This is a genomic window from Rummeliibacillus sp. JY-2-4R (assembly GCF_053847205.1).
Window position 1 is genome coordinate 3547505 of sequence record NZ_CM132623.1, and the last position, 24544, is coordinate 3572048.

Sequence of the window (24544 nt, forward strand, 5' to 3'; positions counted from 1 at the left end):
AATGAAAATGCCCTATGTCGTTGATTTTAAAAACGTGTCAACGGTTGGCTTAGAGTCTTCGCCTGTAGTAGAAACACTTGCTGGATTACGTGCCAACGAAGCCCGTTACTTTATGAACAAATACAAGCATGAATTTACTGTTGTACCTGCTAGCGAAAGTCAAGAGACACTTGATTATGTGAATCGGATTTTGAAAGAAGAACGTGACATTGAATTTGCAGCCAAACCTTTAGAAACCTCACGTTTTGAATTAGAAAATATCAAATTTGCCTACGTCTTTTATGAGGATGGTCTAGAGGTCAACGTAATGTATACAGTTGAAGACAATAAAAAACGTGCCGTTGGATTTAAGCTTTCTGACGGAATGGAAATACCAAAGGAATTAGAAGGTAAGTTTAAGTTTGCTAGACAAAAATCTAAACTAGCTGGAACAATCCGTGGCTCGTATTTTGTAATTAAAGGTGAATATTAAGTAAGCAAAAGCACTTTCAATCATAAAAAAGGGATGCAGACATTTTGCAAAATGATTTAAACCCGATTGCAAATCTTCTCCCCTTTTTTTCTTCTTCCCCCACACAAAAATTCACATCCCTAAACACATCTAATTTTCAACTTTAAACGAATCTCCATTTTCACGCACTTTTTCCAAATTAAAAAAACTAGTTGATTAAGATTTTTTATATATTAACCCTGTCACCTCTACTATTTGGTTGAGATATTACTATAAATTCAACATCCTCATTTGATTCATTACGCATTTGATGATGTGTTAAAGGGGGAACTTCAATCCCTTCATGTGGGTTTAACGTAATAAATTCCCCTTCTATATCAATTGTTGCTACACCAGATAAAACAAAGAAAAATTGTCGTGCTTGATTATGATAATGTATAATTTCCGCTGTATTCACGGGCATACGTTCATGAATGACACTTAACTCATTATTTTTCACCAAATGCCACCCGTCGCAATAATCTCCCCATAGGTAATGTTCAGCATTGTGTCTGCTTATTTTCAATATGATCACTCCTTATATTCTACTTTTTTATTATTTTAACAGAACATTCTACTAACTAATTCGTTCTATAGTAACAAAAAGTTCTACCTTTTAATCCTTTTTTTCTAGATAAGTAGGCATTCAAAACCTATTATTAATAAGAGATTGAATCCATAAAAACATATTGGTATAATATTTCCAATAAAAATAGTTTGAATAATTAGAATTGTTCTGCATGCATAATATTTTTATTAATTAAAGGTTATTCAGGAAAATATCAATACCAATGAGTATGAGAGAATCCCTTATACTCATTGACTAAATACATAAGGGGGAATTATTTTGAAACAATCAAAGGATGGTGTAGCAACACGGCGTATTACGAGTAACATCATCAAAGGTTCACTTGGAAATCTTATTGAATGGTATGACTGGTATGTCTATTCTGCTTTTGCCATTTATTTTTCTGCTGAATTTTTTCCAACAGGAAACACTACCATTCAATTGCTCAATACTGCAGGGATTTTCGCTATTGGTTTTCTGATGCGTCCGATTGGTAGCCTTATTATGGGAGTCTATGCTGACCGATTTGGTCGCCGAGCTGCATTGACCTTAAGCGTTAGTATCATGGCTGCAGGTTCATTTGTGATTGCCCTTACCCCAGGTTATAGCAGCATTGGTGTTTTATCACCAATTATTCTCGTTGTTGCCCGACTGGTCCAAGGGATTTCACTCGGAGGCGAGTATGGAACTTCCGCAACCTATTTATCCGAAATGGCCTCAAGTGGACGCCGAGGCTTCTATTCAAGTTTTCAATACGTGACTCTTGTTGGGGGACAATTAATCGCACTTGGCGTTCAGATCATCCTTCAGCTCGTACTAAGTAATGACCAGATGATTTCTTGGGGATGGCGGATTCCATTCGTCATTGGAGCACTAGGAGCTTTGGCTGTATTATGGCTACGTCGTACAATGGACGAGTCTGAACAGTTTACAAAAATGGGCTCAGAAACGAAAAAGAATGCCGGAACCCTTAAGGTTTTACTAAAATATCCAAAGGCTGTTCTTACAGTAGTTGGTTTAACACTTGGCGGGACCATTGCCTTCTATACATTTACAACCTATTTACAAAAATTTATGATCAATACCGTAGGAATCGAGAAAGAATATGTCACCTGGATCAACTTTTTAGCCTTACTTATCTTTGTTGTTCTTCAACCTCTCGCAGGTATGCTGTCTGACAGGATTGGTCGCCGTCCGTTATTATTAGGGTTCGGTATATTGGGAACCATCTTTACTGTTCCCCTCTTTATGCTGATGCAGCATACAAACAGTCCGGTAATAGCATTTTTACTAATGATGGCTGGTCTTGTGATTGTAACAGGCTATACATCTATCAATGCAATTGTCAAAGCAGAGTTATTCCCGACGGAAATTCGAGCACTTGGAGTTGGACTACCTTATTCGCTTACTGTAGCAATTTTTGGAGGAACAGCTGAGTTTATAGCCTTATGGTTAAAGAGTGCCGGAGTAGAGTCGCTTTTCTTCTACTATGTAGCCGCTTGTGTTGCAATAAGTCTATTCGCCTATTGGCGTATGGGTGAGTCTTCAAAGACTTCTCATATTGAAGCTGAATTAAATTCTGGACTGAATTCTAAAAATCATTCAGCGTAGAAATAATACAGATATATACAAAGAAGCCATCCATCTCATTGGGTGGCTTCTTTGTGCTGCTAAATAGTATTTATGTAGAAGAAAAGCCGTTCTTCTAAAACAAGAAGAACAGCTTTATTCAATGATACAACTCACATTGTACTGATATCAATCACAAATCGATATTTCACTTTCGAAGCTAATACGCGTTCATATGCTTCATCAATTTGATCAGCAGAAATCACTTCAATCATAGGAGCAATATTATGTTCCGCACAGAAATCTAACATTTCCTGTGTCTCACGGATACCTCCAATTAATGAACCGGCAAATGAACGACGATGACCGATTAAATTGAACACTCGTAATGACAACGGTTCTGCTGGAGCACCTACATTTACTAACGTACCATCAAGATTTAGCAATCCTAAGTAATCATCTAGATTAATCTGTGCACTAACCGTATTAATCATTAAGTCAAAGGTGCCAGCTAGATTTTCAAATGTTTCTGGGTCACTTGTGGCATAGTAATGATCTGCGCCTAATTTTAACCCATCATCCTTTTTGTTTAATGTTCTAGACAGAACGGTAACTTCTGCTCCCATGCCATGTGCAATTTGAACAGCCATATGCCCCAGTCCGCCCATACCAATAATCGCTACTTTCTTACCTGGACCTGCTCCCCAATGATTTAGTGGAGAATATGTCGTAATTCCTGCACAAAGTAATGGAGCAGCGACATCAAGCTCAATCTTATCAGGTATTCTTAATACAAAATCCTCGGTTACAACGATGTGGGTAGAATAACCACCTTGAGTATACTCGCCGTATTTATCAACACCAGCATAGGTTTGGATATTTCCTTCAAGACAGTATTGTTCTTCACCTTTACGGCAGTTCTCACATTCTCCACAGGAATCAACCATACATCCGACTCCTACTCGATCACCAACCTTATATTTTGTTACATGAGGCCCTACAGCCGTAACAAACCCTGCAATTTCATGTCCAGGTACAAGTGGATACTTAACCGGTCCCCATTCTCCATGAGCTGTGTGAATATCAGAGTGGCAAATACCAGCATATTTTATTTCAATTAGAACATCATGGTCATCCAGTTCACGTCTTTGAATTTCAGCAGGTCGAAACGATTTATCCGGTCCATCAACAGCTCGTGCTTTAGCAGTTATCATTTAATAGCCTCCTAATTTTTTATACTTTTCAAGAGAATTACCCTTTATCCTATTTCTTCCCTTGCAAAACTATGTTAATCCTTAAAGTTAACTTGAGGTCAAGTGATACATTTATATTTTTGGGAAATCCCAACTTTAGGACTGTTTATTAGAAAACCGAACACCAAAAGCCTGTATCTTCAATATTGATACAGGCTCTTGGTGCCTTTAATGTACAATCATCCAATTATTAAATTCTAGTAATATTGTACAAATCGGCTATAAACAGCTCGTGCTTTATTTGCTTCATTGGTACCGTGGATGATAGCACGGCCATCCTTAAAGAAAACGATTCGATAATCCTCAAATTGACATGACAGCAAGTAGGGATTTAAGATGGGCTTTGTTATTTGGTTCTTTACTCTTTCCAACAAGTGGTCAAGTGAATATAACCTTTGAACACCCGGTCTTAGTTGAACAGCATCTCTTCCACAGAGTACATCTGTTTTTGTTTGATTTTCAAACAATAGAAAAGGATATGTTGGTTTTTCCCCGCATGTTGGACATTGTTTATTTTTCAATCGCGATACATTAATCTCCACCTTTTCACTTTTCCAAATATCAATTGATCGAAGAATCGGTGATATTGTTTCACCTGAGAGAATTCGCAGAGTTTGTGTCACTTGAACAGCTGCTATGACTTGGACAATTGGACTGATTACCCCAACTGTATCGCATGTCATCCCGTCGATCGGCAAATGATTTAATAAACAATGTAAACAAGGTGTTTCTCCCGGTATAATCGGAAAGGTTAGTCCATAACTTGCAACACACGCTCCAAAAAGGAAAGGAATCCCCTGTTTGACAGCTGCATCATTAACAATCAAGCTCGTCTCAAAATTATCGGTTGCGTCAATGATTATTGAATGGCCTTTGATCAATTCTTCAATATTTAGTCCATCAATATCCAATACAAAACTATCAATGGTAATCTCGCTATTAATTTGTTCGAGTCTTGTCTTTGCAGCAATCGCCTTTGGCAGTTGATTTCTCACGTCAGCTTCCGTATATAATTGTTGCCTTTGTAGATTGCTCCACTCTACATAATCCCGGTCAACTATTGTAAGACTTCCTACCCCTGCCCTTGCCAACATCTCTGCACTGGCAGATCCCAGTGCTCCAGCTCCTATTATGATGACACTAGCATTTTGGATTTTTTCTTGTGCAGTACTTCCTAAAAATAATTCTTGTCTTGCATACCTGTTGGTCAAGATGTCACCATCCCAGTTGTTGGACTGCTCGCTACTGCATATTCTTTTTCGTCGATTCGGCCTGCTTCAAATCCTAATCTTCCTGATTCTACCGCTAAGTTCATGGCAAGTGCCATTTTGACAGGGTCTTTTGCACCTGAAACAGCCGTATTTAGTAATACTCCATCAGCCCCAAGCTCCATCGCAAAGGCCACATCTTTTGGAGACCCAATGCCCGCATCTACAATCACAGGAATAGAAGATTGTTCAATAATAAATTTCAAGTTAAGAGGATTGACAATTCCCTTTCCTGAACCAATCGGAGATGCACCCGGCATAACGGCATGTACACCTAGCTCTTCAAGTCGTTTTGCTAACACAACATCATCGGAAATATAAGGCAATACAATAAATCCTTCTTCTAGTAGCATTTTAGATGCTTTCAATGTTTCAACTGGGTCCGGAAGAAGCGTACGATTATCACCAATCACTTCTACTTTAATCATGTCACATAAGCCAGAAGCCTTTGCCAGCTTCGCAATTCTTACCGCTTCCTCAGCTGTTTTGGCACCAGCAGTATTTGGAAGAAGCGTATATTTAGATAAATCAAGCTGTTCAAGAAAATTAGGTTGTTCCTCAGAGAAAATATTCATTCTTCTCACAGCAAACGTTAATATTTCAGCTTGTGAAACCTCAACAGCCTTTTTTTGAATCTCAAATGACGGGTATTTCCCTGTCCCTAATAAAAGTCTTGAATGAAATGTACGATCAGCAATTTTTAACATGCTTTAACCCCCTCCTACAAAATGGATAATTTCGACAACGTCTCCGTCTGATAATTTCACGGTTTCATAGTTTTCTTTCATGATGATTTCCTTATTGACCTCTACAACTACAATGCGATCTTCTAAATGGTAATGAGAAAGTAGTTGTAGGATAGATTGGATTCCCTCTTGAAGGTCAATAAGTCTTCCATTTAATCTAATAGACATTTATATCACCTACTATATTGGTAGTGGTGAGCGGCGAGCGATTTTAAATGCCTCCACCCATTCTTTTTTGATGTCTCTTTTCAATATCAAATCACGAATCATTTGCCCTGTTGCAGGAGCCAGCAGGATACCATTTCGATAATGCCCTGTAGCAAACAATATTCTTTCTTCCTCAGGATGTTGTCCGATAAATGGCCTTTGGTCAAACGTTTGCGGACGCAATCCTGCCCAATTCGATGCAATTTTCATATCCGCTACAGCAGGAAGCATTCTCTTTGCTTTCGCAATTAATGATTCGATTCCAGCAAGGCTTACTCTTTCATTCCAATCTTTTTCAATCATCGTCGCTCCAACCACAAGCCTTCCGTTATTTCTAGGTACGATATAGTAGCCATCATGAAAAAGGGTATGATTTAACACTGAATTCTCATCGATGACAGAAAGACATTCCCCTTTTACCGGTGTGACTTGATGAGATAATCCAAGCTGCTCAAAGAATTTGGAGCTCCAAACGCCGCTTGCAACAACGACATACTTAGCTTCGATTTCACCAGCTGTTGTTTGGATTAAATAACTACCATCATTGTTTTTAATTTGAAGCACTGATGTAAATTCAAAAAGAGATGCACCTAACATCTGCGCACTTTTAGCAAAGGCATGACAAACACCAATTGGCAGCACGTTCACATCATCTTCAATATAAGCAGCACCTACTATATCCTGCGTAACCGCATGCTCCATTTCTAAGACATCCGCAGGTTCCAGCCACTTAGCAGTTGGTTGAGAAAGAATCTTATAGAGCTCATCTTTATCCGTATTTGTATAAGCAAGCTTTAAAATGCCACCCCTTCTGTACTGCAAGTCTATTCCGCTAGATTCATATAACTCCTCTTTCAGACCTGAATAAGCTTGCTGGCTGCTTCTTGCAAAAGGAAAAAAGACATCCATATCCCCTTCACACTCAGAATGTGCACCTAACATACCAGCTGCAGCACTTGTGGATTTAGAACCTATTTTGCCAGCTTCAAACAATGCCACATCCATCTTTTCTTTCGCTAAATAATAAGCAATGGAGGATCCGATAATCCCACCGCCTATAATGACCACTTCAAAGTTCTTTTTCATATACTATTGCCTCTTTATATTGGTTTGCAGATTCTAGCGGGTTCTCAGCAGAAAATATTCCTGACAACACTGCTACTCCATCTGCTCTTACTACTCGCAACTCATGTACGTTCTCACATGTAATGCCACCGATAGCAAAAACCGGTATGCTTAAGTTTCTTTTCATTTGAATGATGGGATCAATGCCGTTCGGAGCCCTGCCTTTTTTACTATTCGTTTCAAAGCAATGCCCATATACCACATAATCTGCTCCATCTAGTTCAGCTTTCTCAGCACCTTCAAACGAATGAACAGATTTTCCAACTCTTATATGCGGAAAGAATTGCTTGACCCTTCTCACAGGCAGCCCTTTTTCAGGCAAATGAACAGTTGGAATATTCATCAACAAAGCAATATCCAACCGATCATTGAGGATGATTTTTTCTTTTTCAACACCACCCTCTTCTAAATATTCAAGAAGTGTCATGATGTCTTGAGGTGATTTTGTTTTCTCACGAATTTGAATAAAATCAACCTTGTTTTTGATTTCAATAATCGTAGATGCAAGTGCACGAACGGAAGATACATTGTCCGTTACAGCCATTAACCTCATATTCTTCCCTCCTTCCACACATAAAAACTGTTCTATCACCTTCCTCCAAACTTCACTATGTATAAACAAGACCGGCGTCATTTTATTCAAATAAAAAACCACTCTCCTAGACAGGAAAGTGGTATGATTGTTTGAGATTTGTCCAAATAAAAATATTGCACAAACATTCGCTACTTCCCTACGCAGGTACGAACCAGGTCAGGTTATGAGGGTTTAAAAGTAACTACTTTATTCTCAGCCCTTATCAAGGGATCCCCTAGTGAAAATTTGAAATATTCAATTATTATCAACCAATGATAATATATTATAATATTGGAAATATTTCAAGTTAATTTTTTATCTTTAATTCAGTCAAAGATAATCTAGACTGACATTGTATTAACAACAAACTTCTCTAGTACAACTATAAAATACAAAAAATGTTTTTAAAGAAGAATTTCAGAAAGAAGCAAACATTTCAACGGAAAGGATTGATTCCCATCGAGCTACGACATTTGGAATATTTTTTAATGGTCAGTAAAGAACTGCATTTTACAAGAGCTGCTGAAAAGTTAGGGATTTCCCAACCCACTCTAAGCCAACAAATTAAAATGCTAGAACAAGGAGTTGGCTATGCGCTTTTTAACCGTGTTGGAAAGAAAATCGAACTTACGAAAGTGGGAGAAATTGTACAGCAAGAAGCATTGAATATACAAGATTCCTTACAAAGTATGTCCTCTCAAATTGAAGCACTTAGAAAAGTAGAAATTGGAGAAGTGAAAATTGCTGTTTTGCCAGGTGAAATGACAGATTTGGTTACTACTTTATGTATTCGATTTAACCAACTCCATCCGAACATCAAAGTGTCCATTCAAAGTACCGATCAAGTGGAAAAAGCTGTTCTAGAAGATGGCGCCGATTTTGGGATTGGGTTCTACTTCCATCAAGTGGATATGCTTCAGGTGACAAAGCTTTATGATGAAGAATTTTACTTGATCAGTAATCAAGAAAGTGGAGAGCAGAAGATTTCATTTACAGATGTTTTAGAAGGTCCACTTATTTTATTTCCAAATACTCATCAATGCAGAAGACTTCTTGATACAACGAGCTGTGAGGTTGGAAAACCAATAGACCCCCTAGTTGAAACATCAAGTGTTGAATCAATCTTGAAGCTTGTTCGTAATGGTGTTGGTCGTAGCGTTGTCTCACGTACATTGTTTGAATTTAATGATACTGCGGATTTATATTATCAACATATTGAAAAGCCGGCTTTGACGAGAGAAGTGAATCTTGTCATGAAGAAGAATTGTTTTATCAATTATGCAGCACGTAAATATGTGGAGTTATTAGTACGGGAAATTGAAAAGCTCCGTTTTCTAATTGAGAAGGAGGCCATTACATCTTTGCAAAGCACTATATTATAGTTTTTATCTATCGTTATCATAGGATTAATGAAATAGTTAAATCAGAAAACCCCCTTTATAATGAAAGTAGACTCATGAAAATGAGAAACACTACATTTGGCGAAGGGGGTTTAAATTGTGTTTCAAGAAGTAGCAGGTATTCAAATTCCAGATACACGATTAGCGACTGATGCAGCAGATATCTTACGAGAGTACGGGGATGACTTGTTGTGGAACCATTCAAACCGCGTCTTTTTATTTGGTGCAGTCATGGGGAAAGAGGACAAGCGTAATTATGATTTAGAATTGTTATATGTTGCTGCATTGTTCCATGATTTAGGCTTAACAAAGAAATACAGCAGTCCTGATTTACGCTTTGAAGTAGACGGTGCAAACGCTGCGAGAAGCTTTTTACAGCATTATGAAATTCCTGACGAGTCGATTCGTCGTGTGTGGGATGCCATCGCATTACATACGACAATTGGAATCGCGGAGCATAAAGAATCTGAAGTCGCCCTACTTTATTCGGGAGTTGGCTTAGATGTCATGGGAGATGGCTTTGAACAGTTCCCTATTGGACTAAGAGAGGAAATTGTAAAAGCTTTCCCTCGCAATAATTTCAAGCAAGAAATTATTCCAGCGTTTTATGAAGGTTTTAAACATAAGCCAGAAACAACTTTTGGCAATATTAAATTGGATGTCGTTAAGTATTTTGTACCGGATTACAAACCGAAAAACTTCTGTGACTGTATTTTACATTCACCATGGGAGTAATTACCATAAATTAAATCGTATTTTAGGAGGTTTTATAAATGAACCCGATTGTTGAAAGGCGTTTAGGTTTAAAAGAGCTTGCTGACAAGATTGTTTCCGCAAATGTTGCTGCAGCGTTGATCTCAGACGGCGATGTAGTCGGAATGAGCGGATTTACACGTGCAGGTGACGCAAAAGTTGTCCCAATGGCACTTGTAGAACGTGCGAAAAATGAAAAGTTTCAAATTGATGTGTATACAGGGGCATCATTAGGTCCTGAAGTAGACAAATACTTAGCGGAAGCAGGCGTGATTCGCAAACGCGGACCATACCAAAGTGACGCGATGATCCGTAACTTGATTAATACGGGTAAGGTGACTTATGTTGATGCACACGTTTCACATAACGCAGAGTTCGTTCGTCAAGGCATTATTGGCCCAATCCATTATGCGATTATCGAAGCTTGTGCAATTACAGAAGATGGCTACCTCATTCCAACGAATTCTGTTGGAAACTCACCTATTTTCGCACAACACGCTGATAACATTATTATTGAATTAAATATAGCTAGTCCAGAATCATTAATTGGTATTCATGATGTTTATATACCAGCGGAACAAGGTAAACGCGAACCAATACCTATGACAAATGCATCCAATCGCATTGGAGAAACAGGGATTAAAATTGACCCTGCTAAAGTAAAAGCAATTGTTCTATCTGAAGAACACGATGCTTATTCCTTAATCGTTCCTCCAGATGAAGAGACAGATACAATGGCAAAACATTTACTAAACTTCTTACGTGATGAAATCAAAGTTGGTCGTCTAACAAACAAATTGGCACCAATCCAATCAGGCGTAGGCTCTGTATCAAATGCTGTTTTACATGGCTTCTTAGCTTCAGAATTTGAAGACTTACAAATATACTCGGAAGTATTGCAAGATGCCGTATTTGATCTGATCGATGCTGGTAAAGTTTCTTTCGCCTCAGGCACGTCCATTACGTTAGCTGAAGAAACGAATAAACGTGTCTTTGAAAACATGGAGAAATACGCAGATAAACTTTGCTTACGTCCACAAGAAATCACGAATCATCCAGAAGTAATCCGTCGTTTAGGCTTAATCTCTATTAATACTGCACTTGAGCTCGATATCTACGGCAACGTCAACTCAACGCATGTATCCGGTACGAAAATGATGAACGGAATCGGTGGATCTGGTGACTTCGCTCGTAATGCTCGGCTTGGTATTTTCGTCACAAAATCATACGCAAAAGGTGGAGCAATTTCCTCCATCGTCCCAATGGTTTCTCATGTAGATCACACAGAACACGATGTAGACGTCATCGTAACAGAACAAGGCGTTGCTGACTTGCGCGGTCTTGCACCAAAAGAACGCGTACCACTCATCATCGAAAACTGTGTTCATCCAGAGTACAAGGAACAATTATGGGCTTACTATAACGAAGCACTTGAATTAACAGGTGGTAGCCATACACCGCATAACTTGCGAAAAGCTTTTTCTATGCATATTAATTTTGCGGAAAATGGAACAATGAAAAATAAATAATCAGAGTTTAATGACCATAAGAAATGGCAGACCTGACTATTGATAAATAAATAAATAAACAGGGGCATAATACTACTTATTCATTGCCCCTGTTTGTTAAAGTTATTAATAGTTAAGAAGATATTGTCCTACTACTAATAGGTTTATCTTGTTTCATTTTTTGCAGCTTGAGTTGCTCAGGAATTAGGTATGAAATGATGCCCGCGCTTATTAATGTGAATGCCGCTAATCCGAATGAAAAAACATGGGTGCCAAAGACTTCATAGCCCCACCCTCCAAGGAATGAAGAGATTGCCCCTCCAATTTGATGACCAAGGTAAGACCATCCATAAAGTACACCTAGAAGTCTTACACCAAAAAGCTCTCCTAAAATAGCTGAAGACATCGCAATACTTCCAGACCACACTAATCCCCCTAGTGCTGCAACTAAATAAAGTTGCCATGTGTTGTGTGAAAATACCAACCCTAAAAAACCCAACCCTCTTACAAAATAAATAATAAATAGTAGTTTACGTTTGGCAAAACGATCAGCGATTGAAGCTAATACAAGTGTGCTAAATATGGCAACAAGACCAATAAGCCCAACTCCAAATGAAGCTGTAGTTGCTTCAAAATGATGATCGATTAACATCGGGACTGCATGAGAACCTAGCAAGTTCATACTAAATCCACATGCAAATAACCCCACGACAATTTGCCAATACGCTTTTGTGCGAATAGCCTCTCTCAAAGTAAGCTTTTGAATTATTTCTTGAGTAGAGGTTATGGTACTTGAAAAATCTCCTTTTAAATCAGCTCCTTCTGGAACATCTTCTTTAAAGATGAAAATAGCAGCAGGAACAATTAACACAACAAAAAGGATTGCAAAAATGAACAGAGTCATTCGCCAACCACTGGCCTCAATCATAAAAGTAGATAATGGAGTAAAAATAGCAATACCCGCCATAGAGCCTGTTGAGAGAGAAAACAAAGCCCTTCCCCTTTGACGTATAAACCAACGACTTATAATCGGAGTAACTGCAACAGGGCTCGTAAAGGCAAGACCAAACGACAGAAGCACGCCATACATGAAGAAAAATACCCAGACATTGTGAGTTAACACCGTTCCTAAAACCGATAACTCGATGATAACAAGCCCGAGAAGAAGAACAAATTTTGTACTATATTTTCCACATAAATAACCTGTGATAGGCATTCCAATACCATACATAATCATACTTACAGAAATGATCATAGATATAAAAGTTCGTGTAACATGTAGATCTTCCATCATCGGTAATACAAAAGAACCTATCCCCAAGCGAAGCCCTACCGTTAACAATGTAATAATCATGCTTACAATAACAATATACCAACCAAAGTAAATTCCTTGCCGTTTTTGAACCATTGCATGTACCTTCCTTCTATGGCACTTAAATTTTTCATTTCATGGTTTAAGCATATTTAGATCACTCTAGATACAAATGCATTGAACTTATGTTCACTTATCTATACAAGGTTAAATACTGAACAATTGATAAATATATTTATGTAATGGTACTCGTAAGAATTACTTAGATTAAAGATGGAGATTCATTTTAGCTTACTTTGCTTTATTGATAAGGATTGAAATCCCCAACAATACTTGAAGTATTTTTAAGTATTCTGCATTTAAAGTTAAACTCCTCTTTCTTAAGGTTTTTATGCAAAATAAAAAAAGAAAGCATCCTATTCAATACAGAACAGAACGCTTTCCTAGTAGGCATGTGGTACAATCCACCAAATAATAATATTGCTAAGTTTATTCAATTATTAAGCTTCTGGTTTTTCTTTTCCCATAGAGTTAAATAATTGTGTAGATGATAAAGCATTGAATGGTAATGAAACATTATGGTTAAGCCCTTGAAGGTGTGCTGCTTTTAAGTCTTTAAGTAGGACAGCCAAAGCAGTGTCTGCAGTCCATTCAGATACGTCGCTCCAATTTCTAACTACCCAACTATCACCTGTACTAACTTTCAATAAGTTTAAGATTTCTTCTTCAGGTAAGTTATAGTATTGACCTAATTTAAGTCCTTCAGCTAATGCATTCATGTTAATACCTAAAATCATATTATTAACTAATTTTGCTACTTGGCTGTTGCCTGGTTCTGCACCATAGTAGAAAATATTAGAACCCATTGCATTAAAGTATGGTTGGAAAGATTTTACGATTGACTCTTGTCCAGCTGTCATAATTGATAATGTTCCAGCTTCAGCACCTGTAGAACCACCGCTTACTGCAGCACTAATTAAAGTCAAATCACTTTTTTCTTCGACTTCTTTACCTAATTTATTCATTGTTTCAGGGTCAAGTGTACTCATGACAATAACTGTTTTATTTTTAGGTTGAGCAGATAATAAACCGTCTTCTCCAAAAATAACTTCTACATTTTGTGCATAGTCACGAACCATTGAAATCATCGCTTCGTCAGCTTGTTCTGCCACTTCTTTTAAAGTTTCTACCATTGTAATTCCAGCAGATTGAGCCTTTTCATAAACACCTTTAAAGGCATCATAACCGATTACTTCAAAACCAGCTTTTTTTAAATTAACGGCCATTGGGAAGCCCATTGTTCCTAATCCGACAAATCCAATTTTTTTGTTCATGTTTCTCACTCCAATATTTAAACTTTAGTGCCCATTTAGTATACAACTCAATTAGATATGAGTAAAATGAATATAAAGAATGCAAATTATAGATAAAATTCATAGAATGGAGATAAAATTCATGGACATACGTCAACTTACTTATTTTATAGAAGTAGCTAAATACAAAAGTTTCACAAAAGCCTCCAAATCGCTTCACCTGTCTCAATCTACACTAAGTAAAGTAGTCAAAAACTTGGAAGAAGAATTAAAGGTGGAACTAATTGACCGTTCCGCAAAGAAAATTGAATTAACGGACGCAGGGGAAATTGTTTTAGCAGAAGGGGAAATAATTATGGAATCGGTAAATGATTTATCTACCCACCTTTATGATTTAATGAACTTAAAAAAAGGAAAAATAAAAATCGGCATACCGAATATCATTGGTTTTTTATTTTTTCCAAAAATCATTAAAGGTTTCAATAATCTGTACCCCGATATCCAAATAAAAATCTCTGAAGATGATTCAAAAAAAGTCAAACAGGAAGTCAAAGACGGAATATTAGACCTTGGTGTAGTTATGCTACCGGTGGATGAAAAGGAGTTTGATGTAATCCCCTTTGTTAGTGGTGAACTATCACTTTTCGTCCATCACGACCATCCATTAGCACAGAAGAAGAAAGTTGAGATGAACGAATTAAAAGATGAAAACTTCATTCTATTTAAACAAGAGTTTATTCATGAAATTATTGTGCAGCATTGTCTGCGGGCTGGTTTTCGTCCAAAAATTGCTTACGAAATTTCTGAGTGGGGTTTTATTAGTGAAATGATTGGCGAAAACTTAGGGATTGCGATTTGCCCAAAACCCATGGCAAAAAAAGTCGATCAAAATTTAATCAAGGTGATTCCCATCGTTAATCCAAGTATTCCTTGGAATTTAGGCCTTATTTCAAAAAAGAAGAAACATGCATCACCTGCAGTTCAAGAATTTATTAAGTATGTTTCAGCTGAATGAACTTTTATATCATGAAAAAAAGGAATTATTAGCATGATTTATATGTATTTTACGAATATCAAAAACGGCGTTATAGTTACTTTTGCAGATACAAATAACATCTAGGAGGAATTAACATGGCAGAAGTAGACCGTTACCAAAGAGGTTTAGATATTATCAAAAAGTATTCTTTAGAAGGAAATGATGAAATCTCATCAGTACAACAAATTCGAGATGCATTTAAAGATCTTGCACCAGATTTAGAAGAACTTGTTGTTTCATTTGGTTTTGGAGATATTTATTCACGTGAGGGCTTATCAGATAAAGAACGTACCATTGCCACACTTGCTGGTCTTACAACTCTAGGTACAGAACCACAATTGGAATTGCATATCAACAATGGACTTAATATTGGGTTAACTCCAAAACAAGTTGTTGGAGCTATCTTGCACATGCTTCCATATGCAGGTTTCCCACGTGTCTTGAACGCTCTAGCTGTTGTTAAAAAAGTTTTTGCTCAACGAAATGTAACAGTTAACGATTAAGCAATAACGCCACACCAATAAAACCTCAAACACCCCATGCTTACGCAGTTGGATTTGGGCTTTATTGTTGACAGCCATAGTCAATTTAAAGTCTTTAAGTTTAGGTAAAATAAATTTCCCGACATATTCATCTTAATTATGAATATGTCGTTTTTTATGTAGACTAAGTTTCAGAAAGTACCCCATCAATACCTCTCCCCTTCCAATAATAAAATTCCTATGCCTGTGGAAAACTCACACAAACATAGGAATCTATTTTTTAGATTAGAAATAAAGAGACTAAATTTAACTTCATTTTTCCTTAGAAGCAGAAGGCGCTAGCTTTTCTGGTAAAGCGATCAATGCCGGAACAAAGATAGGCAATAGAATAAAGCATAGGACAATCAGCCCTGTAATGACCGCAACCGCTAATTCCGTTAATAGAATAATTCCAGATGGCATTAATGTAGCAAATGTTCCTCCAAGTATAATAACTGCTGAAATGATAACACCGCCAGTATGCTTGGAAGCTAGTACAATTGCTTCTTTTGGAGATAACTCTGGATATTCCTTAAAGCGCATCATTAAGAAGATACTATAGTCTACTCCCAGGGCAACAATAATAATGAAGGAGAAGAATGGAACAAAGGAAGAAATCCCTGCGTACCCCAATAGATTTAGGAAAATATAATTGATGATGAACATCGCTGTATAATATGCCCCTACGAGGGATGCCGTAATAAATACCGGAGTCCAGAATGAACGAATTACCAAGAATAAGACAAGTAATACGCCAATTATAACGATTACTGTTGTTCTATTTAAATCTCTTGATAATACATCGTTCATATCTTTCGTTGTTGCACTTGTTCCAACTGTACCGCCTTTCGCATGCGATAGCACAGTTCCTTTTAGCCCATTTGAAAGTGTATCATTGATTTGATCAACTGTTGATAAAGCTTCATCTGAATAAGGGTCATCCTTTAAAACAATTGTCATTTTAGTGATTTTACGATCTTTAGACATAAATGCATCTAACGATTTTTTAAATTCCTTGTTCGTCAATGCTTCTTTCGGGATAAAGAATGTCTTATTCGTATTGAGTTGAGTTAAATAACCATTTGTTTGTTCAAGCCCGTTTGATATTCCGTGCAGTCCATCATTCACATCTGTTAGTTTTTTACCGAATTTATCAAATTCACTAAGACCTGCAAATAACTTTTGTTGACCAGCTTTCATTTCGCCAAGTCCATTGTTTACTGTATTCATATTAGTTACGATTGTGGTAATTCCTGCAGATGTTTGTCCAAGTCCAGATTTTAACTTTTTCAAACCATCTGCCATTTGTGATAAACCTTTACTCATGCTTACTAGATTTTTGTTGGCAGTATTAAAGCCTGCAGTGACATTGTTATAATTTTTGTTTAATGTCGCAATACTTTCTGGCGTAATTTGGCTTAATGACGTTGAAAGCTGATCAATGGTTTGTTTCAACGCTTGGAAATTAGGATCATTCTTAGAATCTACATAACTACTACCTAATGCATCTGTCATAGATTTCATTTGTGTAAGAGTAGCTTTAACTCCGAGCAGTGCCTTTGCTGCATCTTGATAATGAGATCCCATTTCAGAGTAGCCAGCCTGCATTTTCCCATAACTTTCTGCCAGCATTGCTACCTGACTGCTCATTGTTGAGAGATTCGTTTGAATAGTAGCTAGTCCATTATAAATCGATTGTGAATTATTTGTTCCATCATAGATTCCTGCTTGGATTTGTTTGAGTCCATTTGTTAAGGCGGTCATACCATTTTGAAGTTTTGCAGTACCATCGACCATTTGGCTGGCTTTTGAAAAGTCTGCAGATTCAAGCCCTTTTTGAGCCTCTGACAATCCATCATAAATTTGGTCCACACCATTTTGCGTGTGAGAAATACCTTTTGTTACGCTTCCCATTTGATTGTCGACATAAAAGTCTGCAATTTGTTTACCTTGTGGCTGAGTAACCGAAGATACCATTTTCACACCTTTTAGTTTCTTCAATCTTTCTGTGATGTTATCAATAACAGCTAGAGACTCATTTTGGTCAAGCGCTTTATCATTTTCAATAACTACCGTTGAAGGCATTGCTTGACCTTTACCAAAATGATCAGCCACTAGATTAATTGCTTTTGATGAAGGATAAGAATCCCCAAGTTCACCAACCGTATCGAAGTTAAGCTTTTCTTTATGCAGAATAACTATCGGACCGATGATTAAAAGAATAATCACCGTTACAAGAATCGGATGCTTTGTACCAAAGGAAGAAGTCTTCTCCCAGAATTTGTTTTCTTTATGTCCTCCAGCATTTTTTGATGGCCAGAAAATCTTCTGACCTAGTACTTTCATGATAAAAGGTGTTAACGTTAAAATTTCTAATAATAAGATCGTTACGCCAATAACAACAACTACACCCGATTTATATATCGGTGATTCGGAGAAAACAAGTGCTAAGAAAGCGATAAACACTGTGAGAATACTATAAGCAATTGTTTTACCTGCTGTTTTATACGTATTGACGATGGAATCCTCTACTGAGAAGCCTTTTGCCAATTCTTCCTTAAATCGATTAAATAAAAGGATATTATAATCTGTACCAATCCCAAAAAGAATCAGTACTAAAAGCATTTGTGTGAGACTCGTTACTGGGAAACCTGCCTTATCAATTAATTGTGCTGCAATACCCATCGAAACAAGATAAGAAAATGCTACTGCAATTAGAGAAATAAAAGGTGTAACAACTGATCTAAATGCAATAATCAGTACTACTAGAATAAAAATGACTGTAAGGATTGCACTTTTCTCAACACCTGCCTGTGATGCTTTCAAATAATCATTATTAATAAAGTCTTCACCGCTAAAATAGTAATCTACTGGTAGACCTTTAAGCTTACTTTCAAATTTTTCCTTTATATCGTCGATTTCTCGACCTTTTTTATCAAGCTTATAGCTCACCATTAAAGTTGTGCCGTCCTTAGAGACTAAAGAACTTTTTGCAGCAGGCGTACTGAATGGATCAATCATTTCTGTAATGCCAAGTTCTTGGCTGCTATTACGGATTGTTTTTACTGATTCTCCGATTTGTTTCATCTCTTTATCGGATATTTTATGTTCATCGTAAAAAACAATTAGATTGTCCGTTCCCTTAACAGTGTTCATCTTTTCTAATATATTTCCGGCAATTACGGATGGGCTTTTACTGCTCGTACCTTCCTGCCCTTGTTGGCGTAATATTGCATTAATGTCAGGCTGAATAACCGTTAGTATGATTGTCGCAATAAGCCAAATCAAAAATATTGCCCAACGCCCTTTTATGATTTTCTTCACTTCATGTCCTCCGCCTTTTTATAAATGTTATTTCCCACGCTTGTCCTTTTCGGAGAAATACACAATGTCGATGAAATCATAGTTATCCATTCCCTCAGCAATCATTCGTTCTTTAACGGCTGAAACTAATAATTTCATTCCTTTTTCTACGATTTCCTGTTCGTTAGGATTTAATAGATTCAATACTCCAACCAATGACTGATTAGTCAATTCCGCTATACTTTCATCAATCTCTTCAGCTAATCGAGGAGATAACGTAATGTCTACTAACCGCTTATCTTTTTGATTTGGCCTTTTTACTAGTAACTCTTTCGCAATCAGCCTTTCAACAATATCTGAAACTGTACTTTGCGTCATTTTTAAATTTTGAGCGAGTTGCTTAACGCTCACGGTTTTATGGGCAAATACATCACCAATTACCTTTATTTGTGGAATCGTAACTCCATGCTCCTCCGCTGTTTTTTGTAGACTTTTCATCGTATAGCGATGGATAAAATCAATGGATTCCCCAACAAACTCAGCTCTTTTCAAATTTCTTCTCCCCTCCCATAAATAAATCGTACACGATACATCGTATACGATTTATTTTATTCAGATAAAATTCTATTGTCAATATAATGTCCTATTACTCTATAAAATCAAGTTATACTATATTTCCACCAAGAAAAAAGAACGAATTCCATCATCGGAAATTCGTTCTTCTTCATTGGTTTCTATCCGTTTACAGCGTAATATGTTACTACTTTTGCAGTTATATCATTTTTTCAATCAACTATATTTGATTGAAAATTATCAAGCATTGCACGAACTTCATCTGTTGATTTCGTGTTCATCAATTGATTCCTTAATTCAGCAGCTCCAGGGAATCCTTTGACATAAATTTTGAAAAAGCGATGAAGTCCTGTGATTGAACGTGGTAGTAGTTTTGCATAATGATCTTGGAGATCGAGCTGTAGCCTTAACAAATCAAGGTATTCTTTACTACTATGCTCTTTTGGCTCTTTTTCAAAAGCATAAGGATTTTTAAAAATACCTCGCCCAATCATAATGCCATCAATACCATATTGTTCAGCAAGCATTAGACCAGTTTGACGGTCAGGAATATCTCCATTGATTGTGAGGAGTGTATTTGGTGCGATACGGTCACGTAATTTTTTGATTTCAGGAATTAGATCCCAATGCGCATCTACTTTGCTCATTTCTTTTCTTGTACGTAAATGTATAGAAAGATTCGCAATATCTTGTTTTAATATATGCGTTAGCCAGTCCTGCCACTCGTTTATCTCCGTATAGCCAAGTCGTGTTTTCACGCTAACAGGCAGTCCACCCGCTTTTGCTGCTTGAATAAGTTCTGCAGCAACGTCGGGACGCTGAATGAGGCCACTACCTTTTCCTCTCGATGCTACATTTGGTACAGGGCAGCCCATATTAATATCGATTCCCTTAAATCCTAGCTCTGCCATGCCAATACTCATTTGGCGGAAATAATCAGGATTATCACCCCAAATATGCGCCACCATTGGTTGTTCATCTTCTGTAAAAGTCAAACGGCCACGCACACTTTTCATGCCCTCTGGATGACAATAGCTATCCGAGTTTGTAAACTCTGTAAAAAATACATCCGGTCTACCGGCTTCACTTACTACATGACGAAAAACAACATCCGTCACATCTTCCATTGGTGCAAGTACAAAAAATGGTCGTGGTAAATCACGCCAAAAATTATCTTTCATATTCAAATACAAATCCTTTCATTATGCATTACGGGATACATTATCAAACTGTTCTCCCCCAATTTAAAAGCAAAATATTTCACGTTCGTTAATTATACAATCTATTTACTAAATACGCTTCTCTATTATAAAGTCAAATAAATTATATGATAAATAAAAAGAACGAACTCCTATACAGAATTCGTTCCTATATTGGGCTTTATTTTCTCTCTATATGTTTGCAGCTTGCTATTTTATACTTTCTTTAACTGTTTTTACTTCGTATAATGCATTTTCTGCACTGATGATGTATTCAGGCTTTGCTGCCTTTGCAGCATAGATAGAGCTTCCTGCTCCTCCGATTAATCCAACCAATTATTAGTGACGGATTTTCTCCCATGTGCCTCTTCGAATCTAAGTAAATCATTTTGGCTTGTACTTTCAACTTGCTGATGAAAACAGTCCATCCTAATATAAAAAAACACCAGCTAAATAGTTACGAATTGAACCAGGTAACAAATGGTAGAATAAATATGGTCATAACATTTGAAAAGAGAGTAAGGATTACGTAGATAAATTTAGCTATGCATTCTTGCGTTTTTCTATTATAAAAAAACCCATTGAAAATGACTTCTCTAAGTCCTTTCAATGGGAAAATTATTATTTTACTGTCACCACACTGCCGTCGAGCTCTTAGTGCTCTTCTATTGCGGAAACACGTTTAGTGAAGAATGAAAGAACAAGGGCAATAACCGAAATAATTAATCCAAATAATATGGAATTTTGTACCCCTTCTACTAATCCTGTTATTGGACTTTCATATCCTTTTGCTGTAATAGACATTACTGTTACTGCGATTGCAGTACCAATTGCCCCCGCCACCTGTTGTAATGTATTCATAATGGCAGTACCATCTGTATATAATTCTCGTGGCAATTGATTTAAGCCATTTGTTTGGGCTGGCATCATTATAAACGAAAGCCCAATTAGTAATAAAATATGCATGATGATGATTGTTATATTTGACGTATTTGTATTGATCGTGCGTAAGAAAAGTAAACTGATTACAGTTAAACCAAGTCCAATTGGTATCATCAATCTTGGACCATATTTATCGAATAGATTCCCCGCTACTACCGACATTAAAGCATTCACTATCCCACCTGGTAATAGTAGTAATCCTGCAATCATTGGTGCTAATAACAATACTTTTTGTAGGTAAATTGGTAAAAGGACCATAACCGATAATAATGTCATCATTACAGCTAAAATGATGAACAATCCAATTGTAAACATTGGGTATTTAAATACTTTTAAATTTAGCATTGGTGTTTCAAGTCTGAATTGTCGGATTCCAAATAACACTAATGAAAGTAAACCAATTCCTACTGCAATATAAACTTCAGTTGTCATAAATGTACCTAATTCCCCTGAAATACTGAATCCATAAACAACGCCGCCAAAACCGATCGTTGAAAGGATAAATGATATTACATCCAACTTAGTCGGCTGTACTTCACTAACATTTTCAATGAATTTTAGACCAATTAAAATGGCAATAAGTAAAAACGGGAATGTTATCCAAAAGATTAAATGCCATGTGAATTTTTCTAAAATTAGCCCAGCTAGCGTCGGACCAATAGCGGGTGCAAATATAATGACAAGACCAATTTTCCCCATCGCGGCTCCACGTTTTTCAACTGGGTACACCATTAAAATAACTGTCATCATCAATGGCAAAATAATCGCAGTTCCTAATGCTTGGAAAATACGAGCAAGTAATAGAATCGAAAAACTTGGGGCAATTGCTGCAATGATGCTACCTAAAATCGATAAAGTTAAGGAAGTAGCGAATAATTGTCTTGTTGTAAACCGCTGCATTAAAAAGGAAGATACAGGTACAAAAATACCTAATACGAGCAAGTATCCAGTTGTTAACCATTGTACCGTTGAAGTTTCAATACCAAAACCCTTGCTAATCTCCACAAATGCCATATTTAATGCTGTTTCGTTAAACAGTCCAACAAAGGCAGCGATTAGAAAAGGGAGTACGATTTTGTTTCTTTTTTCATATAAGTTACCCATAAAACCTCCTTGTATTTCTTACATATCAAAGAGAGATTCTATTTCATAATCTCTTCATCAATTTTTAGTATACTTTTTCTCAATAGGATAAATGTGTAAATTTTACCTCATTCAATTCTAAAGTTTTAAATACACAAATTCAACTACCATTTTCATGTCGACTGACCTTCACCTTCTACTACTGCGAAAAAGCTCCTTTATGAAGTCCTCATTTTGATGCATTGTTACTCTCAAAATATACAATATGAATGTAACTAGAATGTGAGTTATACGTAAGTTGAATGTAAATACTACTGAATGCACCTCCATAACAATCAAAAAAACGATTATCATTATTCGGTAACCGTTTTTAACCTGTTGATGATTACACAATTCAAAGCAAAGAAAACAGTGTCTGGCATCAGAATTTTAAAATGGTCCCAGGGTGTCCACGACCTTCATTCACTACTATTATAAAAAAATATCCCTTAAATCCTTCAATACCAAAGGCAAGTATTTCAACTTAAACATCATCTTCAACCTTTTTGCTATTCTTGCTTTTAAGTCAAAAAGTACTTCTTCATGTGAATACTAGACGGAAAAGTTTTGAATAGTTGGCTTTACTTTCTCTCTTTATATGTGCAGCTTGGAGCTTTTTATTTTACTTTCTTTAACTGTTTTTACTTCGTATAATACTGGTACTTACAATCGATGCAGCAAAGTTTACTCATAAGGCTACGATTTGTACTAGATTTTGTCGAAGGGTAGATAAAAGTTAACTAGTATTTCAATTGTTTGTATATTTAACCAAAGTAAAAATGAGCTCGTTTCAGTTAAGAAACAAGCTCACTTTATTATTTTAAAATTAGTTTCGTCACACACTATACATGCGCAGAGTGTATGCGGCAACATATGAGTGCTGGTGGGTTTAATTACATAGGCTTGGTTCCTATTTTCCTGGGAATCTAGCCTATTAAGAAGATTAGGCAGCTTTCTATACTTCAAATAATCTATTGATTTGAAGGGATTCGACGAACTACTCGTTTACTTGGTCGATTTAGTTTATTTTCTGCCTTCTCATCCATTGTGTGGCTATCCACTTTTCTCCCTTTACAACTGGAGCTCCTCCATGCAACGTTAATTCGTTTAACGTTTGATCGTTATAAAAATATTCAAAGTACACCGCCATGCCCTTTTGCGGACTAACAGAAAAGTTTAATTTTTGGAAAAAGGTGCTTCCTCCCTCTTCCACATCATTTAAGTAAATCACTAGCGTTGCGATTCGATTGTTACTCGCCGCTTTGCTTGTAGGAGCGAAATAATCAAAATGTTCTTTGTACTCTTGACCCGGTAGGTAGTTCAAAATATGAAGCCCTTCCCCGTGTTCTATAGGAATCCCCATAATGGCAGATACCCTTTTTTCCACCCTCGCAAGAATATCATTGTTGATGTCTGTTAAAAACACACCGCTGCTTGTTCGTATCTCACTGACTTCTCGGGTTCCTCCGATTTTTGAACGCTGAAGGCGGCCTTTTGCCAACTGAATTAGTACATCGCATTCCTCATCATCCAATACCGAGCCTAAAACTACGACAAGTGGTTCTTCAAATCTAGCAATAATATTAATCTCTCTGTCTTCTGTTTTTATTTTATTTTCAATATGATTAAAAATAGTTGCTTCTTTTATATGTGCATCTTTAAAAACCATCCTATTCACCAACCCCTGTTTTTGTCGAAATATTCACTTACTTCGACAAACAGTTTTCCATTTCCTTTCAATTCTTCACTGAGAAAAAAATTA

General features: G+C 36.7%; 22 protein-coding genes and 1 riboswitch. Of the genes, 7 read left to right on the plus strand and 15 right to left on the minus strand.

Translation table 11 applies throughout. The features are described from left to right. The first annotated feature begins 7 nt into the window (after positions 1-7). Positions 8-472, plus strand: a complete 465-nt coding sequence (locus ACWV26_RS17390) for a phage tail protein (RefSeq protein ID WP_455898291.1) — start codon at positions 8-10, stop codon at positions 470-472. Positions 473-677: 205 nt separating this feature from the next. Here ACWV26_RS17390 and ACWV26_RS17395 read toward each other — a convergent pair whose 3' ends face one another. After that, the gene (locus ACWV26_RS17395; protein ID WP_455895938.1) at positions 678-1016 is read right to left on the minus strand and encodes a cupin domain-containing protein; all 339 of its coding nucleotides are present in this window, start codon (positions 1014-1016) and stop codon (positions 678-680) included. 321 nt (positions 1017-1337) lie between these two features. Between ACWV26_RS17395 and ACWV26_RS17400 the strand changes: the two genes are divergently transcribed. Beyond that, positions 1338-2669 (plus strand): MFS transporter, encoded by a 1332-nt coding sequence (locus tag ACWV26_RS17400; protein WP_455895939.1) that lies wholly within the window; start codon positions 1338-1340, stop codon positions 2667-2669. A gap of 131 nt (positions 2670-2800) precedes the next feature. On the opposite strand, the gene ACWV26_RS17405 is transcribed toward ACWV26_RS17400, so the two are convergent. The 6 genes from ACWV26_RS17405 to ACWV26_RS17430 all read right to left on the minus strand — a co-directional run bounded on the left by ACWV26_RS17405 (position 2801) and on the right by ACWV26_RS17430 (position 7779). Further along, positions 2801-3841 (minus strand): NAD(P)-dependent alcohol dehydrogenase, encoded by a 1041-nt coding sequence (locus ACWV26_RS17405; protein ID WP_455895940.1) that lies wholly within the window; start codon positions 3839-3841, stop codon positions 2801-2803. A 236-nt stretch (positions 3842-4077) separates the two neighbouring features. After that, a complete protein-coding gene (locus tag ACWV26_RS17410; protein ID WP_455895941.1) occupies positions 4078-5091 on the minus strand; it encodes a ThiF family adenylyltransferase in 1014 nt (337 codons plus the stop codon). After that, the gene (locus tag ACWV26_RS17415; protein ID WP_455895942.1) at positions 5088-5855 is read right to left on the minus strand and encodes a thiazole synthase; all 768 of its coding nucleotides are present in this window, start codon (positions 5853-5855) and stop codon (positions 5088-5090) included. Before ACWV26_RS17415 ends, ACWV26_RS17410 begins: the two co-directional genes overlap by 4 nt. 3 nt (positions 5856-5858) lie before the next feature. Continuing rightward, complete coding sequence (thiS, locus tag ACWV26_RS17420) at positions 5859-6062, minus strand: sulfur carrier protein ThiS (protein WP_455895943.1); 204 nt, start codon at positions 6060-6062, stop codon at positions 5859-5861. 12 nt (positions 6063-6074) lie between these two features. Then, entirely contained in the window at positions 6075-7187 is a 1113-nt protein-coding gene (gene thiO / locus ACWV26_RS17425; RefSeq protein ID WP_455895944.1) for a glycine oxidase ThiO, read from the minus strand. Continuing rightward, complete coding sequence (locus tag ACWV26_RS17430; RefSeq protein WP_455895945.1) at positions 7171-7779, minus strand: thiamine phosphate synthase; 609 nt, start codon at positions 7777-7779, stop codon at positions 7171-7173. Before ACWV26_RS17430 ends, thiO begins: the two co-directional genes overlap by 17 nt. Before the next feature lie 158 nt (positions 7780-7937). Further along, a riboswitch (TPP riboswitch) is annotated at positions 7938-8047 on the minus strand. Between the two features lie 151 nt (positions 8048-8198). On the opposite strand from ACWV26_RS17430, the gene ACWV26_RS17435 reads away from it, so the two are divergent. The 3 genes from ACWV26_RS17435 to ACWV26_RS17445 all read left to right on the plus strand — a co-directional run bounded on the left by ACWV26_RS17435 (position 8199) and on the right by ACWV26_RS17445 (position 11482). Beyond that, on the plus strand, positions 8199-9182 hold the full coding sequence (locus ACWV26_RS17435; RefSeq protein WP_455895946.1) for a LysR family transcriptional regulator: 984 nt from the start codon (positions 8199-8201) through the stop codon (positions 9180-9182). A 117-nt stretch (positions 9183-9299) separates the two neighbouring features. Then, a complete protein-coding gene (locus ACWV26_RS17440) occupies positions 9300-9935 on the plus strand; it encodes an HD domain-containing protein (protein ID WP_455895947.1) in 636 nt (211 codons plus the stop codon). Positions 9936-9973: 38 nt separating this feature from the next. Then, a complete protein-coding gene (locus tag ACWV26_RS17445; RefSeq protein ID WP_455895948.1) occupies positions 9974-11482 on the plus strand; it encodes a succinate CoA transferase in 1509 nt (502 codons plus the stop codon). Positions 11483-11594: 112 nt separating this feature from the next. Here ACWV26_RS17445 and ACWV26_RS17450 read toward each other — a convergent pair whose 3' ends face one another. Together ACWV26_RS17450 and ACWV26_RS17455 are read right to left on the minus strand one after the other, a co-directional pair. Continuing rightward, positions 11595-12869 (minus strand): MFS transporter, encoded by a 1275-nt coding sequence (locus ACWV26_RS17450; protein ID WP_455895949.1) that lies wholly within the window; start codon positions 12867-12869, stop codon positions 11595-11597. 404 nt (positions 12870-13273) lie between these two features. Then, positions 13274-14107, minus strand: a complete 834-nt coding sequence (locus ACWV26_RS17455) for an NAD(P)-dependent oxidoreductase (RefSeq protein WP_455895950.1) — start codon at positions 14105-14107, stop codon at positions 13274-13276. 121 nt (positions 14108-14228) lie between these two features. On the opposite strand from ACWV26_RS17455, the gene ACWV26_RS17460 reads away from it, so the two are divergent. Next, positions 14229-15101 carry a LysR family transcriptional regulator gene (locus ACWV26_RS17460; RefSeq protein WP_455898292.1) on the plus strand — a complete coding sequence of 291 codons (873 nt, stop codon included), beginning with the start codon at positions 14229-14231 and terminating at the stop codon, positions 15099-15101. Positions 15102-15217: 116 nt separating this feature from the next. Beyond that, entirely contained in the window at positions 15218-15625 is a 408-nt protein-coding gene (locus ACWV26_RS17465) for a carboxymuconolactone decarboxylase family protein (RefSeq protein WP_455895951.1), read from the plus strand. 291 nt (positions 15626-15916) lie between these two features. On the opposite strand, the gene ACWV26_RS17470 is transcribed toward ACWV26_RS17465, so the two are convergent. From ACWV26_RS17470 to ACWV26_RS17495, 6 genes are all read right to left on the minus strand, one after another. Further along, the gene (locus ACWV26_RS17470; protein WP_455895952.1) at positions 15917-18967 is read right to left on the minus strand and encodes an MMPL family transporter; all 3051 of its coding nucleotides are present in this window, start codon (positions 18965-18967) and stop codon (positions 15917-15919) included. A 27-nt stretch (positions 18968-18994) separates the two neighbouring features. Continuing rightward, positions 18995-19498 (minus strand): MarR family winged helix-turn-helix transcriptional regulator, encoded by a 504-nt coding sequence (locus tag ACWV26_RS17475; protein WP_455895953.1) that lies wholly within the window; start codon positions 19496-19498, stop codon positions 18995-18997. Positions 19499-19731: 233 nt separating this feature from the next. Continuing rightward, a complete protein-coding gene (locus tag ACWV26_RS17480; protein WP_455895954.1) occupies positions 19732-20700 on the minus strand; it encodes a tRNA dihydrouridine synthase in 969 nt (322 codons plus the stop codon). 228 nt (positions 20701-20928) lie between these two features. Continuing rightward, complete coding sequence (locus tag ACWV26_RS17485) at positions 20929-21054, minus strand: hypothetical protein (protein WP_455895955.1); 126 nt, start codon at positions 21052-21054, stop codon at positions 20929-20931. A gap of 318 nt (positions 21055-21372) precedes the next feature. Beyond that, a complete protein-coding gene (locus ACWV26_RS17490; protein ID WP_455895956.1) occupies positions 21373-22764 on the minus strand; it encodes an MDR family MFS transporter in 1392 nt (463 codons plus the stop codon). A gap of 1036 nt (positions 22765-23800) precedes the next feature. Continuing rightward, positions 23801-24451: a 2OG-Fe(II) oxygenase gene (locus tag ACWV26_RS17495; RefSeq protein ID WP_455895957.1), complete on the minus strand. Its 651-nt coding sequence runs from the start codon at positions 24449-24451 to the stop codon at positions 23801-23803. Positions 24452-24544 lie beyond the last annotated feature (93 nt).